Consider the following 14,439-nt stretch of genomic DNA (forward strand, 5'->3'; position numbering starts at 1 on the left):
TCCGGCTCAGTTGGGCTTGGTCTGCAGCGACTTGCCGTGTTCCGGCGTCGGCCACAGGCCGCGCGGACGCCACAGCATGACGATGATCATCGCCAGCGCGATCAGCAGCTGGCGCAGGATGGCGGCGTCGAGACGGCCGCCCGTCATGGCCTGGAGCGGCCCGGCCACGTAGCGCAGCACTTCCGGCAACGCCGACAGCAGGATGGCGCCGAGGATCACGCCCGGCAGGTGGCCGATGCCGCCCAGCACCACCATGGCGACGATCATCACCGACTCCATCAGGCTGAACGACTCGGGCGACACGAAGCCCTGAAAGGCCGCGAACATCGAGCCCGACACGCCGCCGAAGGTCGCGCCCATGCCGAATGCCAGCAGTTTCATGTTGCGGGTGTTGATGCCCATGGCCTTGGCCGCGATCTCGTCCTCGCGGATCGCCATCCAGGCGCGGCCGATGCGCGACAGCTCCAACCGGTGGCAGATGACGATGCTGACCAGCACCAGCGCCAGGAACAGGTAGTAGTACAGCGACACGGCCGCGATCTCGAAGCCCATCACCGTCAGCGGCTTGCCCAGGTTCAGGCCCCAGAAATGGATCGGGTCGATCTGGTTCAGGCCCTTGGGCCCGTTGGTGATGTTGACCGGGTGATCCAGGTTGTTCAGGAACACGCGGATGATTTCGCCGAAGCCCAGCGTCACGATGGCCAGGTAGTCGCCGCGCAGCTTCAGCGTCGGCGCGCCCAGCAGGATGCCGAAAATGCCGGCCAGCGCCGCCGCCGCCGGGATCACGATGTACAGCGGCAGGTGCAGGCCCTGCGGGAACATCGCGGCGATGGCCGGGAACGTCTCCGTCAGGTGCGGCGACGCCAGCAGGCCGAACATGTAGGCGCCGAGCGCATAGAACGCAACGTAGCCCAGGTCCAGCAGGCCCGCGTAGCCGACGACGATGTTCAGGCCCAGGGCCAGCAGCACATACAGCAGTGCGGCATCGGCGATCCGCACCCAGGCGTTGCCGCCCTGCTGCAGGATCAGCGGTAGCACCAGCAGCGCGAGCGCCGCCACCGCGTAGACGGCGTATTTGTTCTGGCGATTGATGAAGTTCATCATGATGCAGCTCCCGTCAAGCTCTGTCGGCCACACGCTCGCCCAGCAGGCCGGACGGTCGCAAGGTCAGCATGATGATCAACACGATGAAGGCGAAGATGTCCGAGTAGTGGCTGCCCAGCACACCACCGGTGAGGGCGCCTATGTAGCCCGAGCCGATCGACTCGACCAGCCCCAGCAGGATGCCGCCGACCACCGCGCCGGCCAGGTTGCCGATCCCGCCGAACACCGCCGCGGTAAAGGCCTTCAGGCCGGGCAGGAAGCCCATGGTGTGCTGCACGGTGCCGTAGTTGGAGGCGTACATCACACCGGCGATGGCCGCGAGGATGGCACCGATGATGAAAGTCGCCGAGATCACCATGTCTGGCTTCACGCCCATGAGGGCGGCGACGCGCGGGTTCTCAGAAGTCGCGCGCATCGCGCGGCCCAGTTTGGTGTAGTTGACCAGGTAGGTCAGCACCGCGAGCGACACCGCCGTCAGGCCCAGGATCAGGATCTGCGTGGTGGTGATCACCGCGCCGCCGACCTGGAACGGAACCACCGGCAGCAGGGTGGGATAGGGTTTGTAGTTCGGCTTGAAGATGATCATGGCCAGCGTCTGCAGCAGGATCGACATGCCGATGGCAGTGATCAGCGGCGCGAGCTTCGGGCTGTTGCGAAGCGGCCGGTACGCGACTTTCTCGATGACGAAATTCAACACCGCCGCCACCACACAGGCGATCAGCAGCGAGATGAGCAGGATGATCCAGCCGGGCGTGCCGGGCATCGACTCCTGCATGGTCACGATGATCGACCAGCTGGTGAGCGCGCCCACCATCAGCACGTCGCCGTGCGCGAAGTTGATCAGGTTGATGATGCCGTACACCATGGTGTAGCCCAAGGCCACCAAGGCATACATGCTGCCGAGGATCAGACCGTTGATGATCTGTTGCAGCAGAGTTTCCATAAGAAGCTTCTCCGTTTCTTTGCCGGCCGCTTGCCGGCCTGGGTGGGCACCGCTGTCATGGGCAGTGCCGTCATTTTCGGGTGTCACGCGGGCTTTGTGAGCCCCCCAGGCACCTAGCAAAAAACCCGCCATGCGCGCAGGACGGGTTTTGTGGTGAGCGATTGTAGCCAGCGGGCCCAAGAATGAAAAAGGCCTCTTGGCGGGGTTTACCCTCGTGTTTGCGGCCGGATCAGCAGCTTTGCCGTTCGATTAGTCATTGTGATTAACCTTGCGGTATCAAGCCATGCGCTAATTGAATAACGGCGGCCTAGGCGCCGTCCTTGCCCAGATTCTTGGTTGCCGCGTTGCGCTCGCGCAGTTCGGCGAGCTTCTGCCCGATCTTGATCTCGAGGCCGCGATCCACAGGGCGGTAGAACTGCGGCGGCGCCATGCCTTCGGGAAAGTAGTTTTCGCCGGCCGCGAAGCCGCCCTCCTCGTCGTGCGCGTAACGGTAGTCCTTGCCGTAGTCCAGCTTCTTCATCAGTTGCGTCGGCGCGTTGCGCAGGTGCAGAGGCACGGGCCGGGTGCCGTCCTGCTTGATGAAGGCCTTGGCTTCGTTGAACGCGTTGTAGACCGCGTTGGACTTGGGCGCCATCGCGAGATAGACCACGCATTGCGCCAGCGCGAGTTCGCCCTCGGGCGTGCCGAGGCGTTCGTAGGTTTCGGACGCGTCGAGCGCCATGCGCAGCGCGCGCGGATCGGCCAGACCCACGTCTTCAGCCGCCATGCGGATCAGTCGGCGCGCCATGTAGCGCGGGTCGGCGCCGCCATCGAGCATGCGCATGAACCAGTACAGCGACGCGTCGGGGTCGGAGCCGCGCACGGATTTGTGCAGCGCGCTGATGGTGTCGTAGAACTGCTCGCCGCCTTTGTCGTAACGGCGCATGCGCTCGCCCAGCACCTTGAGCAGCCACTCGTCGCTGATTTCCTTGCGCTTCTCATTGGTGGCGGCGACGGCCAGCGTCTCCAGCGTATTGAGCAGGCGCCGTGCATCGCCGTCCGCGTAGGCTACGAGCCGATCCAGTGCCTTCTTCTCGACCGGTGGCACGGCATCGATGGCCTGGGCCTTGGCCACGATCCGTTCGAGGTCGGATTCGGTGAGCGGCTGCAGCACATAGACAGCGGCCCGCGACAGCAACGCCGAGTTCACTTCGAACGACGGGTTCTCCGTGGTCGCGCCGACGAACGTGAACAGGCCCGATTCGACGTGCGGCAGAAAGGCGTCCTGTTGGCTCTTGTTGAATCGATGCACCTCGTCGACGAAGACGATGGTGCGCCGACCGTCCGCGCCCGAGGCGGCCTCCAGCGCCGTGCCTTGGGCGATCTGCGCCTGCTCCACGGCCTCGCGAATGTCTTTCACGCCGCCCAGCACCGCGCTGATGGTGATGAACTGGGCGTCGAATGCGTCGGCCATCAGCCGCGCGATGGTGGTCTTGCCGGTGCCGGGCGGCCCCCAAAGGATGCAGCTGTGCGGCTGGCCGGATTCGAAGGCGATGCGCAGCGGCATGCCTTCGCCCAGCAGGTGTTGCTGGCCGATCACCTCGCCCAATGTCTTGGGGCGCAGGCGTTCGGCCAGGGGCGGATGGGTGGAAGGGACGCTTTGGGCCACGTGTGTATTTTCTCCGTCATTCCCGCGAAGGCGGGAATCCAGGGCATTAAAGATGCGGAAGCACTGGGCACCCGCCCCCGCCTTCGCGAGGGCAGGCTCTGCGCGGGGATAACGGCCCCGAGGCCGTCATTTATAGTGCGTCCACCATGGAAGCCGCACTCTGGTCCACCTTTTCCGCCTTGCTGGGCGCGCTCGTCGGCGGCGGCATCAGCTACTTCCTCAACCGCCAGCAATTCGCCAACCAGCTCGCGCTGGCGCGCGAACAGCACCGCACCGAATTCATGGCCGAGGAAACGGCGCGGCACTTCCTCAGCCACAAAGGTTTCACCGATCGTTCTTTCGACACCTTGCGCCAGCACTTGGGCGGATTCGAGGACGACGAGCTGCGCAAGATTCTCGTGCGCGCCGGCGCGATGCGCGTTTTCCGCGAGGACGGAAGCGAATGGTGGCGCCTGCTGTCTCGCATGGACGAATTCATCGAACGCAAGGACCTGGACCGGATCACGCGCGAGATTTAGGTGGAGTGCCGGATCCACTCCGACATGACAGGCTTTTACTGCCGCGAAACGTCCGTATTCGGCGGCGGCTTGAAGTGGAACGACTCGGCCGGCACCGCGGCATTCATCTCCATCTTCGTGAACGTCAGTACCGACCGTTGGCCAAAACTGTCCTGGATTTCCAACACGGCTAGGTCGTTGCCCCGAAAGCCCACCTTCATGCTGTGAAGTTGGCCTTCCTTGGCCTTGGGCGTCGCCTGCACCCACTGCACGCCGTCTTTCTCGCCCGCGGCTTCGAGGTTGAACTCCTTGCGCAGCGTCGCCAGGTCAGGCGCCGAAGCGATCAGCGCCGCCGGCGTCGATCCCAGCACCGCAGCCTGCTTGCGCTGCGTTACCTGATTCAGGTCCACGTCGTGCATCCACAGCATCTGGCCGTCGGCGACGATGACCTGCTCGAAGGGCTTCTTGTAGACGAAGCGAAATCGGTTGGGCCGCGAGAACTCGAAAGTGCCCGACGACGTCTTGCTGCGCGCGGCCTGGCCGTCCCTGGCTGGCGCCGTGACGACCTGGGTGAAATCGGCGCGGCCAGTCTTGGCGGTCTTGACGAAGTTTTCCAATGCGTCCAGGCCCGAGGCATGAGCCCAGAGCGGCGCGGACAGCAATGCGGTGATGGTGAGAAATCTTTTCATGGCGCCCATTGTGGCGCGGCGCCACGCGGCGCGTATGAAGCCGACGCCAACGGCTCGCGTAGGACGTTACCGAAAGTTATTCGGTGCCGCGGTTCGGCACCAGGATCTCGCGTTGCCCGGCCCCGCTCATGGCACTGACGAGCCCGGCCTTCTCCATGTCTTCCACCAGGCGTGCCGCCCGGTTGTAGCCGATCTTGAGGTGACGCTGCACCAGCGAGATGCTGGCCTTCTTGTTCTTGAGCACGACCTCCACCGCCTGGTCATACATCGGATCTTTTTCGCCGCCACCGCCCCCTTCGCCGAGCAGGTCGCCATCGTCATCGACTGTGCCACCTTCGAGAACGCCTTCGATGTAGTTGGGCTCGCCGCCCTGCTCCTTGAGATAGGCGACGACGCGGTGCACTTCCTCGTCGCTGACGAAAGCTCCGTGCACGCGCACGGGAAAGCCCGTGCCGCTGGGCATGTACAGCATGTCGCCCATTCCCAGCAGCGCCTCGGCGCCCATCTGGTCGAGGATGGTGCGGCTGTCGATCTTGCTGGAGACCTGGAAGGAAATGCGCGTCGGGATGTTGGCCTTGATCAGGCCGGTGATCACGTCAACGCTCGGGCGCTGCGTTGCAAGGATCAGGTGGATGCCCGCCGCACGCGCCTTTTGCGCGAGACGCGCAATGAGCTCTTCGATCTTCTTGCCCACCACCATCATCAGGTCGGCGAGTTCGTCGATGATGACCACGATGTGCGGCAGCCGTTCCAGCGGTTCGGGGCTGTCGGGCGTGAGGCTGAACGGGTTGTAGATGAACTGCTCTTTGGCCTTCGCTTCGTCGATCTTGACGTTGTAGCCGGCCAGGTTGCGCACGCCCATCTTGCTCATGAGCTTGTAGCGCCGCTCCATCTCGCCCACGCACCAGTTCAAGCCGTGCGCCGCCTGCCGCATGTCGGTGACGACGGGCGCCAGCAGGTGCGGAATGCCCTCGTAGACCGACATTTCCAGCATCTTCGGGTCGATCATCAGCAGGCGCACGTCGCGCGCCTCGGCCTTGTACAGCAGCGACAGGATCATCGAGTTGATGCCCACCGACTTGCCCGAGCCCGTCGTGCCGGCCACCAGCACGTGCGGCATCTTCGCGAGATCGGCCACCACGGGGTTGCCGATGATGTCTTTGCCCAGGCCCATCGTGAGCATGGACTTGCCGTCGTTGTACACCTGCGACCCGAGGATCTCCGACAGGCGAATCGACTGCCGTTTGGCGTTGGGCAGTTCCAGCGCCATGAAGTTCTTGCCCGGGATGGTTTCGATCACGCGGATCGACACCAGGCTGAGCGACCGCGCCAGATCCTTCGCGAGGTTGACGATCTGCGAGCCCTTCACGCCGGTGGCGGGCTCGATCTCATAGCGGGTGATCACAGGCCCCGGCTGGGCCAGCACCACCCGCACCTCGACGCCGAAGTCCTTGAGCTTCTTCTCGATGAGGCGGCTGGTCATCTCCAGCGTTTCGGGCGAGACGGTTTCCTGCCGGCCCTGCGGCCCATCGAGCAGATCCACCTGCGGCAGCTTCGAATCCGGCATTTCGGTGAACAGGGGCTTTTGCCGCTCCTTGGCGACGCGCTCGCTCTTGGGCACGTCGATCACCAGGGGCTCGATCAGCACGGGCGTGGGGTGATGTTCCTCGATCTCGATGCGCTCTTCGACCAGGATTTCCTCGCGCTGGCGGGCGGCTTGCTGGCCGAAGGCCAGGTCCTGCGCCATCTCGCGCTTTTCCCGGCGGCCTTCTATCAAGCCATCGATCCGCGCGCCCAGGCGCTCCGCCACGTGGCTCCAGGAGAAGCGGAACGTGAGCGCGGCCCCCAGCACCACCAGCGCGACGAACACCAGGCCCGAGCCGGTGAACCCCAGCCACTTGACGCCTGCGGGACCCACCAGGTAGCCCAGCGCGCCGCCCGCGTGGTCTGGCAAGTGGCCGAGCGCGACGCCTTCGAACCGGTACAGGCGCGACCATTCCAGCGCGGTGCTGGCGCAAAGCAACACCGCAAGCCCGATCCAGAACGCCCAGCGCGTGCGCGCCAGGTGCGGCGACTCGTCCTGCGGCTCCACGCCACCGCGCATCCACCGCGCCAGTGCGGCCAGCCAGGCACGCACACCGGCCGCGAAGCACCACCAAATCGAAAATCCCAGCAGGAAATAGCTAGCGTCGCCCAGCCAGGCACCCAGGCGCCCACCCCAGTTGTGGATATCGGCGCCGGTGCCCGAAGTCGAAAACGCCGGGTCCTGCGCCGAGTACGAGACCAGCGCGAGCAGCCAGAACACCAGGGCCACCAGGCCGACCACCAGTGCGAATTCATGGGCGAACCGGCCCGCCCCTGAGCGCGCAGGCGGGGCCTTGCCGCGGGTGTCCGTCAGGGTGTTGAGCGAGTAAGTCATTGCTGGATTGTCATGCCGGAGTCGACCCGGCATCCACTGGTGCCGGCGAAATTTGGATGGCCCGGCAGGGGCGGCCGTTCGCTACCCCAGCGTCGTCAGCCTGTCCTTGATCAGCATGGAGCCGTCTTCGCGGGTCTCGATGAAGCCGCGGTCTTCCAGATCCTTCATCACGCGGCTGACCATCTCGCGGGACGCGCCCACCATCTTGGCGATGTCCTGGCGCGAGATGCGGTCGCGGATGGTCATCAGTCCGTCCTTGTCCGGCACCGCGAATTCGAGAAGCGCCCGCGCGACCCGGCCGTAAACGTCCATCAGCGCCAGCGACTCGATCTTGCGGTCCGCCTGGCGCAGCCGCTGCACCAGCCCCTTCATGATGGCGTAGGCCATCGAGCTGTTTTCGGGCAGGCATCGCGCGAACTCCGCGCGGCCCAGCGCCAGCATGTCGGTCTGCACTTCCGCGCGTACCGTGGCCGAGTGCGCCTCGTTGTCGATCAGGCTCATTTCGCCGATGTAGTCGCCAGGTTGCAGCGTGGCCAGGATGACTTCGCGCCCGCGCTTGTCGGACGTGACGACGCGCACGCGGCCAGTCAGGATGATGAAGAGCGTGTTGGACTTTTCGCCCTGCTCCACCACGATTTCGCCGCGCTTGAAGCGCCGCTTGCTGACCGCCTCCGACACAGACTCGGCCTGCACTGCTGTCAATAGTGCGAACAGCGGCACCCGGCGAATCAGTTCCAGATTGGACAACATCGACATTTTCTCAATTCCCTCCTGGCGCGGGGCAGAAGCAATGGGTTCTTACAATCGGGGCCATTGATATTGACAAGGATCATTCGCCCGTCACCGGGTTGATACTTGCCGATCGGCCCCGAAATGTACACCCACGTGTGGCCCTTTCCACACAGGTCTTCTACCATGCCCAACGCCAAACACACCAAAGTTCTGATCCTCGGTTCCGGCCCCGCCGGCTACACCGCCGCGGTCTACGCAGCACGCGCCAATCTCAACCCGCTGCTCATCACCGGAATCGCACAAGGCGGCCAGTTGATGACGACGACCGACGTCGACAACTGGCCGGCCGACGTCCATGGCGTGCAAGGGCCCGAGTTGATGCAGCGCTTCCTCGAACACGCGGAACGCTTCAAGACCGAGATCGTGTTCGACCATATCAACGAGGTTGATTTCAGCAAACGCCCGTTCACGCTCAAGGGCGACAGCGGCGAATACACCACCGACGCGCTCATCGTGGCGACCGGCGCCTCCGCGAAGTACCTGGGCCTGCCGTCCGAACAGGCATTCATGGGCAAGGGTGTTTCCGGCTGCGCGACCTGCGACGGGTTCTTCTATCGCGGCCAGGTCACCTGCGTGATCGGCGGCGGCAATACAGCAGTGGAAGAAGCCCTGTACCTGTCCAACATCGCAAGCAAGGTCTACCTCGTGCATCGCCGGGACAAGTTCAAGGCTGAGCCCATCCTGGTCGACAAGCTCATGGAGAAAGTCAAGGCCGGCAAGATCGAGCTCAAGCTCTTCAATACGCTGGACGAGGTGCTGGGTGACGCAAGCGGCGTCACGGGGGTGCGCCTGAAAGACACCAAGACGGGCGCCACCGAAGACCTGATGCTGCATGGCTGCTTCATCGCCATCGGCCACCAGCCCAACACCGACATCTTCAAGGGCCAGCTGGAAATGAAGGATGGTTACATCATTACCAAGTCCGGCTTGCAGGGGTTCGCGACCATGACGAGCGTCCCTGGCGTTTTCGCCGCAGGCGACGTGCAAGACCATGTCTACCGCCAGGCGATCACCAGCGCCGGGACGGGCTGCATGGCGGCTCTGGACGCCCAAAGGTTCCTGGAACAAGAAGCCTAGTCCCCTGCGGGTTGTTTCAGCGGCAACCGCGGATCCGGCTTCGCCGGGCCGCTGGTTGCGCCCCCTTGAGGGGGGAGGCGGCGCAGCCGCTTCGGGGGTGGGTTATAATCGCAGGCTCTGCCAAAAGTCCGTCCGGGGTTTTGGCCGGTTACCGCCCCCGATAGGGCGAGGTGAGGCCCGCACTTGCAGTAGTGCCGGCCGGTGATAGGAATTTCCTCATGTCACGCGTCTGCGACGTAACGGGCAAAGGCCCGATGGTCGGGAACAACGTTTCCCACGCCAACAACAAAACCAAGCGCCGGTTCCAAGTGAACCTGCAATACCGCCGTTTCTGGGTCGAGACCGAAAACCGTTGGGTGCGCCTGCGCATCTCCAACGCCGGCCTTCGCCTGATCGACAAAAACGGCATCGACGCCGTGCTCGCAGACCTGCGTGCACGTGGTCAAGCCTAACCCCAAGGAGCACGACCATGGCAAGCAAAGGCGGACGTGAAAAGATCAAGCTGGAATCCACCGCGGGTACCGGCCACTTCTACACCACCAGCAAGAACAAGAAGACAATGCCCGAGAAAATGGCGATCATGAAGTTCGATCCCAAGGCTCGCAAGCACGTCGAGTACAAAGAAACCAAATTGAAGTAACCGCTGCGCAGCAGCGCCCAAGGAAAAGCCCCGCGTGCGGGGCTTTTTTTTCGCCTCCAACTAGCGGGTTTGTCCGACACGCGTTCGACCCGGCTTGTAGGACGATCCGGATGAGCCGGCATTCCCGCAGGCGCAATGGAGCAGAAAACATGAGCATCTTCAGCAAGATCTTCGACAAGATTTTTCACCGCACGGACGCCGCCGACGCGCCCACGGGTGCGGCCACGACGGCCGCCGCAGGTGGAGTCGCCGCCGGGCAGGCGGCCGATGCGGCCAGCGCCGCCGCTCCCGCGGCAGTTCAACCAGTGGATGTCGAAGCGGTGCTTACGGCAATGGCGGCCAACAATCCGCAAAAGCTCAACTGGCGCACGTCCATCGTCGACCTGATGAAGCTCGTTGGCATGGAAAGCTCATTGGCCGAGCGCAAGGAGCTGGCCACCGAACTGGGCTACAGCGGTGCGAAGGACGGCTCGGCCGAGATGAACATCTGGCTGCACAAGGCCGTGATGAAGAAGATGGCTGAGAACGGCGGCAAGGTGCCGGCTGAACTTCTGGACTGACTTCCCGACTGCAAAGCAGTCGCCACAAGCACAAGGACAAAGCCCCGCGAAGCGGGGCTTTGTTTTGTCCTCGGCCCGGAGGGCGTTACGCGTGTGCGGCGCGCAGTTTCATCGAGAACTGCTGCAGCGCGACGATGCCGCTCTCTTCGGCGCGGCGGCACCAGGCTTGCAGGTCCAGGGCCAGCTGTTCCCGCGACTGCGACGTGTTGAGCCACATCTGGCGCAGCTCTTCGCGCATCGTGACCATCTTGTCGAGCACCGGGTGCGCCGCGCGCGCCTGGGCCAGCTGCGGGCGGGCGGCCGCCGGCACCTTGTCGTCGTCCCGGTGCAGCCACCGCTTGGCGGCCTTGAGCGGCGACAGGTCGGCTTGCTTTTCCTTGAGCGTCGCGATCTCGTCCTTGCAAGCCCGGCGCATTTCACGCGCATAGCCAGCCATGACTTCGTAGCGGTTGGCGATCAGCGCTTCCAGCGTCTTTTCGTCGGCGACCGGCTTGATGGCGCCCAGTTGCAGCTTCGGCACGGTCTTCTTGACCTTGGCCCAGCCGATCTTCTCCATCAGCGAGATGTAGAACCAGCCGATGTCGAATTCATACTTCTTGACCGAGAACTTGGCCGAGGTGGGGTACGTGTGGTGGTTGTTGTGCAGCTCTTCGCCGCCGATGACGATGCCCCAGAACGAAACGTTGGTGCTGGCGTCCGGCGATTCGAAATTGCGGTAGCCCCAGTAGTGGCCGATGCCGTTGATGACGCCCGTGGCCATCACCGGGATCCAGGCCATCTGCACGGCCCAGACGGTGAGCCCGATGCCGCCGAACAGGGCCAGGTTCAGGATGAGCATCAGGCCCACACCTTGCCAGGTGAAACGGCTGTAGAGGTTGCGCTCGATCCAGTCGTCCGGCGTGCCGGTGCCGTACTTCACCATCGTTTCGGCATTCCTGGATTCAGCGCGGTACAGCTCGACGCCTTCGAGCAGCAACTTTTTCAGGCCGCGGGTCTGCGGGCTGTGCGGGTCTTCTTCGGTCTCGACCTTGGCGTGGTGCTTGCGGTGGATGGCCACGAATTCCTTGGTGACCATGCCCGTGCCGATCCACATCCAGAAGCGGAAGAAGTGGAAGGGGATGGGGCCCAGGTCCAGCGCCCGGTGCGATTGGGAGCGGTGCAGGAAGATCGTCACGCCGCAGATCGTGATGTGCGTCGTCACCAGGGTGTACAGAACGATCTGCCACCAGGACAGGTTCCACAGGCCATTGGCCAGCCAGTCAATCGACGAATTCAATACAGCCCAGTCGGGAAGCAACATAAACGGAAGGTCTCTTTCCTAGAAAAACGGCGTCCTGTGACGCCGCGTTTTGATTGGAAGCATTTTACGGTCGAAGGTTCAATCAGGGGCTGTGGTTATCCACAGCCGAGGCGGATTGCACATGACGCACGTCAATTTTTCACCCATATGGCGGCGAAGAAACCGTCTGTCCGGTGCCGATGCGGCCACAACCGAAGGAAATCCGAACCCTGCGCGCCGCCGGTGCACAGGCCGGCCGCGCCTTCGACCTTCAGATTGGACAGGACTTCAGCGGCCGGAAGTGGGCTGAACTCCCTATTGGCCTCGGTGAAAGCGTTCGCGATCTCCTCGTTTTCCTGCGGCAAAAGGCTGCAGGTGGCGTAGACCAGCCGCCCGCCGGGTTTGAGCAGGCGCGCTGCGCTCTGCAGGATCGCCGTTTGCTTGGCCGTCATCTCTTGCACGCCCTGCAGCGACTGGCGCCACTTCAGGTCGGGATTGCGCCTGAGCGTACCCAGGCCCGAGCAAGGGGCGTCCACGATGACGCGGTCGATCTTGCCGGCCAGCCGCTTGATGCGATCGTCGCGCTCATGGGCGATCGCCGCGGGATGCACGTTGGACAGCTTGCTGCGCGCCAGGCGCGGCTTGAGCGCATCCAGCCGGTGCCCGGAGGTGTCGAAGGCGTAGAGCCGGCCGGTGTTGCGCATCGCAGCGCCGATGGCCAGGGTCTTGCCGCCTGCGCCTGCACAGAAATCGACGACCATTTCGCCGCGCTTGGCGTCTAGGAGCAGCGCCAGCAATTGCGAACCCTCGTCCTGCACCTCGACGGCGCCGCGCGCGAAGGCATCCAGCTTGTTGAGCGCCGGCTTGCCGTCGATGCGCAGGCCCCATGGCGAATACGGCGTCGGTCGCGCGTCGATCCCCGCGAGCTTCAACTCCTTCTGCACGTCAGGGCGCTTGTCGTTCAGCGTGTTGACACGCAGGTCCAGCGGGGCCGGCTGGTTCATGCTGTCGACCAGCGGCCAGAACTCGGCGCCCAACTGGTCTTTCAGCGGCTGCACCAGCCACTCCGGCAGGTTGTGGCGGTGGCGCTCCAGCAAATCGTCGGGTTTGATCGAGTCGCATTGGTCCAGCCAGTTTTTCTCCTGGTCGGTGAGCGCGCTCTTGAGGAAGTCACGCGGGCCGTGGAACCCGAGGATCGCCATGCGCCGCTCCTTGGGCCCACTGCCCGAGGGCGACAGATGATCGAACAGCAGCTTCTTGCGCAGGACGGTGTAGACGGTTTCGGCCAGCGTGGCGCGCTCGCGCGGGCCCAGCGAACGGTTGTCGCGGAAGTAGCGGGACACCACGGCGTCGGCCGGGTGGTCGAACTTGAGTGTGAGCTTGACGAGTTCAGCGCAGGCGTCGAGCAGGGCTTTGGGATGCATGGAAACCTTGTTACTTTGCGGGACAGGCCTTGAGCCTGTCCTCAACCGTTCAAAGAGGGCAGCAGCGCCGCAATGGCCCGCGGATAGATGAGGTGTTCCTGTGTCAGCACGCGGGCAGCCAGCGCGCCGGCGGTGTCGCCGGGAACGATCGGCACGACGGCCTGTTCGAGGATGGGGCCGTAATCGAGTTCGCTCGTTACCTGGTGCACGGTGGCGCCGGCAAACTTGCAGCCGGCGTCGATCGCGCGCTGGTGCGTGTGCAAACCCGGGAAAGCCGGCAGCAGCGACGGATGGATATTGATGAGCCGGCCCTGGTAGCGCCCCACGAAACCCGGCGTCAGGATACGCATGAACCCCGCCAGCACCACGAGGGTCGGCTGGCGCCTGTCGATCACATTGGCCAATTCGGTGTCGAAAGCCTCGCGCGACTCGAAACGCTTGTGGTCGACCACGTCCGTGGCGATCATGTGATCGCGCGCCAGGGCCAGCCCGCCGGCATCCGGCCGGTTGCTGATAACGGCCGCCACCTGGGCTCCATAGGTCTTGCGCCAACCTTCGCGCTGGGCGCATCGGACGATGGCCGCCATGTTGGAGCCGCCGCCGGAGATCAGAATGACGATGTTCTTCATTTTTTAAACCTTGCGGGACAGACGTTCAACGCTGTCCTTAACTGACTGATTATCCCAGCCATGCCTCTGCGCCCTCTCAGCCCGATCGAATCTCGCGTCCTCGCCACCTTGATGGAGAAAGCCCGCACCGTCCCGGACAGCTATCCGCTGACGCTCAATTCGCTGGTTTCGGGCTGCAACCAGAAGACCAGCCGCGACCCGCTGATGAACGTCACCGACGCCCAGGCGCAAGAGGCGCTCGATTCGCTGAAGCTGTTGAGCCTGGTGTTCGAGTCGAGCGGCAGCCGCGTCGCGCGCTGGGAACACAACTTCCAGCGCGGGGTCGGTGTGCCCGAGCAGTCGGCGGTGCTGCTGGGCCTTTTGATACTGCGGGGCCCGCAAACTGCCGGTGAGCTGCGCATCAACAGCGAGCGCTGGTACCGCTTCGCGGACATTTCGTCGGTCGAGGCGTTTCTGGAAGAGCTGCAGGATCGTGCTGAAGAAAAGGGCGGCCCGCTGGTGGTCAAGCTGGCCCGCGCGCCCGGCATGAGGGAGCAACGCTGGGCGCACTTGCTCTGCGGCCCCGTGGACCCGGGCGAACATCAGTCCGAGCCATCAACAGCCGTCTCGGGTCACCTGGAAGCGCGCATCGAAACCCTGGAAAAGCAGGTGGCGCAACTGGGCGCGACGGTGCGGGACTTGTGCGAACAACTGGGCATGTCACAACCCGGACACTCGGAATAGAACGACCGTGCTAAT

At 64.0% G+C, this 14,439-nt stretch carries 15 protein-coding genes; 6 read left to right on the plus strand and 9 right to left on the minus strand.

The genetic code is table 11. The features are described 5' to 3' along the window. Positions 1 to 6 precede the first annotated feature (6 nt). From EEB15_RS12825 to EEB15_RS12835, 3 genes are all read right to left on the minus strand, one after another. Positions 7 to 1,101: a branched-chain amino acid ABC transporter permease gene (locus tag EEB15_RS12825; RefSeq protein WP_141510442.1), complete on the minus strand. Its 1,095-nt coding sequence runs from the start codon at positions 1,099 to 1,101 to the stop codon at positions 7 to 9. A 16-nt stretch (positions 1,102 to 1,117) separates the two neighbouring features. Next, positions 1,118 to 2,047 (minus strand): branched-chain amino acid ABC transporter permease, encoded by a 930-nt coding sequence (locus tag EEB15_RS12830; RefSeq protein ID WP_141510257.1) that lies wholly within the window; start codon positions 2,045 to 2,047, stop codon positions 1,118 to 1,120. Positions 2,048 to 2,354: 307 nt separating this feature from the next. Beyond that, positions 2,355 to 3,695: a replication-associated recombination protein A gene (locus EEB15_RS12835; protein WP_141510258.1), complete on the minus strand. Its 1,341-nt coding sequence runs from the start codon at positions 3,693 to 3,695 to the stop codon at positions 2,355 to 2,357. Positions 3,696 to 3,841: 146 nt separating this feature from the next. Between EEB15_RS12835 and EEB15_RS12840 the strand changes: the two genes are divergently transcribed. Further along, positions 3,842 to 4,213, plus strand: coding sequence for a hypothetical protein (locus EEB15_RS12840; RefSeq protein WP_141510259.1), 372 nt, complete (start codon positions 3,842 to 3,844; stop codon positions 4,211 to 4,213). A gap of 35 nt (positions 4,214 to 4,248) precedes the next feature. Here EEB15_RS12840 and lolA read toward each other — a convergent pair whose 3' ends face one another. The 3 genes from lolA to EEB15_RS12855 form a co-directional block, all read right to left on the minus strand. Beyond that, positions 4,249 to 4,881: an outer membrane lipoprotein chaperone LolA gene (gene lolA, locus EEB15_RS12845; protein WP_141510260.1), complete on the minus strand. Its 633-nt coding sequence runs from the start codon at positions 4,879 to 4,881 to the stop codon at positions 4,249 to 4,251. A 76-nt stretch (positions 4,882 to 4,957) separates the two neighbouring features. Next, positions 4,958 to 7,300 carry a DNA translocase FtsK gene (locus EEB15_RS12850; protein ID WP_141510261.1) on the minus strand — a complete coding sequence of 781 codons (2,343 nt, stop codon included), beginning with the start codon at positions 7,298 to 7,300 and terminating at the stop codon, positions 4,958 to 4,960. 81 nt (positions 7,301 to 7,381) lie between these two features. Continuing rightward, positions 7,382 to 8,056, minus strand: coding sequence for a Crp/Fnr family transcriptional regulator (locus EEB15_RS12855; RefSeq protein ID WP_141510262.1), 675 nt, complete (start codon positions 8,054 to 8,056; stop codon positions 7,382 to 7,384). Between the two features lie 159 nt (positions 8,057 to 8,215). Between EEB15_RS12855 and trxB the strand changes: the two genes are divergently transcribed. From trxB to EEB15_RS12875, 4 genes are all read left to right on the plus strand, one after another. After that, positions 8,216 to 9,169: a thioredoxin-disulfide reductase gene (gene trxB, locus EEB15_RS12860; RefSeq protein ID WP_141510263.1), complete on the plus strand. Its 954-nt coding sequence runs from the start codon at positions 8,216 to 8,218 to the stop codon at positions 9,167 to 9,169. A gap of 218 nt (positions 9,170 to 9,387) precedes the next feature. Further along, a complete protein-coding gene (rpmB, locus tag EEB15_RS12865; protein ID WP_141510264.1) occupies positions 9,388 to 9,621 on the plus strand; it encodes a 50S ribosomal protein L28 in 234 nt (77 codons plus the stop codon). A gap of 17 nt (positions 9,622 to 9,638) precedes the next feature. Continuing rightward, the gene (gene rpmG / locus EEB15_RS12870) at positions 9,639 to 9,809 is read left to right on the plus strand and encodes a 50S ribosomal protein L33 (RefSeq protein WP_141510265.1); all 171 of its coding nucleotides are present in this window, start codon (positions 9,639 to 9,641) and stop codon (positions 9,807 to 9,809) included. Positions 9,810 to 9,958: 149 nt separating this feature from the next. Further along, a complete protein-coding gene (locus tag EEB15_RS12875; protein ID WP_141510266.1) occupies positions 9,959 to 10,369 on the plus strand; it encodes a DUF3597 domain-containing protein in 411 nt (136 codons plus the stop codon). 85 nt (positions 10,370 to 10,454) lie between these two features. Here the strand turns inward: EEB15_RS12875 and EEB15_RS12880 are convergent, their stop codons facing one another. From EEB15_RS12880 to purN, 3 genes are all read right to left on the minus strand, one after another. Then, positions 10,455 to 11,669, minus strand: coding sequence for a fatty acid desaturase (locus EEB15_RS12880; RefSeq protein ID WP_141510267.1), 1,215 nt, complete (start codon positions 11,667 to 11,669; stop codon positions 10,455 to 10,457). Positions 11,670 to 11,800: 131 nt separating this feature from the next. Beyond that, entirely contained in the window at positions 11,801 to 13,072 is a 1,272-nt protein-coding gene (locus EEB15_RS12885) for an RsmB/NOP family class I SAM-dependent RNA methyltransferase (RefSeq protein ID WP_141510268.1), read from the minus strand. A gap of 41 nt (positions 13,073 to 13,113) precedes the next feature. Further along, positions 13,114 to 13,701, minus strand: a complete 588-nt coding sequence (gene purN / locus EEB15_RS12890) for a phosphoribosylglycinamide formyltransferase (RefSeq protein ID WP_141510269.1) — start codon at positions 13,699 to 13,701, stop codon at positions 13,114 to 13,116. Positions 13,702 to 13,761: 60 nt separating this feature from the next. On the opposite strand from purN, the gene EEB15_RS12895 reads away from it, so the two are divergent. After that, a complete protein-coding gene (locus tag EEB15_RS12895; RefSeq protein ID WP_141510270.1) occupies positions 13,762 to 14,424 on the plus strand; it encodes a YceH family protein in 663 nt (220 codons plus the stop codon). The last annotated feature ends 15 nt before the right edge of the window (positions 14,425 to 14,439 follow it).

The organism is Ramlibacter sp. WS9 (assembly GCF_003797765.1).
Classification (GTDB): Bacteria; Pseudomonadota; Gammaproteobacteria; order Burkholderiales; family Burkholderiaceae_C; genus Ramlibacter.

Coding starts and splice junctions, on each gene's coding strand:
- EEB15_RS12825 (WP_141510442.1), bottom strand. CDS start 1,101: ATGAACTTCATCAATCGCCAGAACAAATACGCCGTCTACGCGGTGGCG.
- EEB15_RS12830 (WP_141510257.1), bottom strand. CDS start 2,047: ATGGAAACTCTGCTGCAACAGATCATCAACGGTCTGATCCTCGGCAGC.
- EEB15_RS12840 (WP_141510259.1), top strand. CDS start 3,842: ATGGAAGCCGCACTCTGGTCCACCTTTTCCGCCTTGCTGGGCGCGCTC.
- lolA (WP_141510260.1), bottom strand. CDS start 4,881: ATGAAAAGATTTCTCACCATCACCGCATTGCTGTCCGCGCCGCTCTGG.
- EEB15_RS12850 (WP_141510261.1), bottom strand. CDS start 7,300: ATGACTTACTCGCTCAACACCCTGACGGACACCCGCGGCAAGGCCCCG.
- EEB15_RS12855 (WP_141510262.1), bottom strand. CDS start 8,056: ATGTCGATGTTGTCCAATCTGGAACTGATTCGCCGGGTGCCGCTGTTC.
- trxB (WP_141510263.1), top strand. CDS start 8,216: ATGCCCAACGCCAAACACACCAAAGTTCTGATCCTCGGTTCCGGCCCC.
- rpmB (WP_141510264.1), top strand. CDS start 9,388: ATGTCACGCGTCTGCGACGTAACGGGCAAAGGCCCGATGGTCGGGAAC.
- rpmG (WP_141510265.1), top strand. CDS start 9,639: ATGGCAAGCAAAGGCGGACGTGAAAAGATCAAGCTGGAATCCACCGCG.
- EEB15_RS12875 (WP_141510266.1), top strand. CDS start 9,959: ATGAGCATCTTCAGCAAGATCTTCGACAAGATTTTTCACCGCACGGAC.
- EEB15_RS12880 (WP_141510267.1), bottom strand. CDS start 11,669: ATGTTGCTTCCCGACTGGGCTGTATTGAATTCGTCGATTGACTGGCTG.
- EEB15_RS12885 (WP_141510268.1), bottom strand. CDS start 13,072: ATGCATCCCAAAGCCCTGCTCGACGCCTGCGCTGAACTCGTCAAGCTC.
- purN (WP_141510269.1), bottom strand. CDS start 13,701: ATGAAGAACATCGTCATTCTGATCTCCGGCGGCGGCTCCAACATGGCG.
- EEB15_RS12895 (WP_141510270.1), top strand. CDS start 13,762: ATGCCTCTGCGCCCTCTCAGCCCGATCGAATCTCGCGTCCTCGCCACC.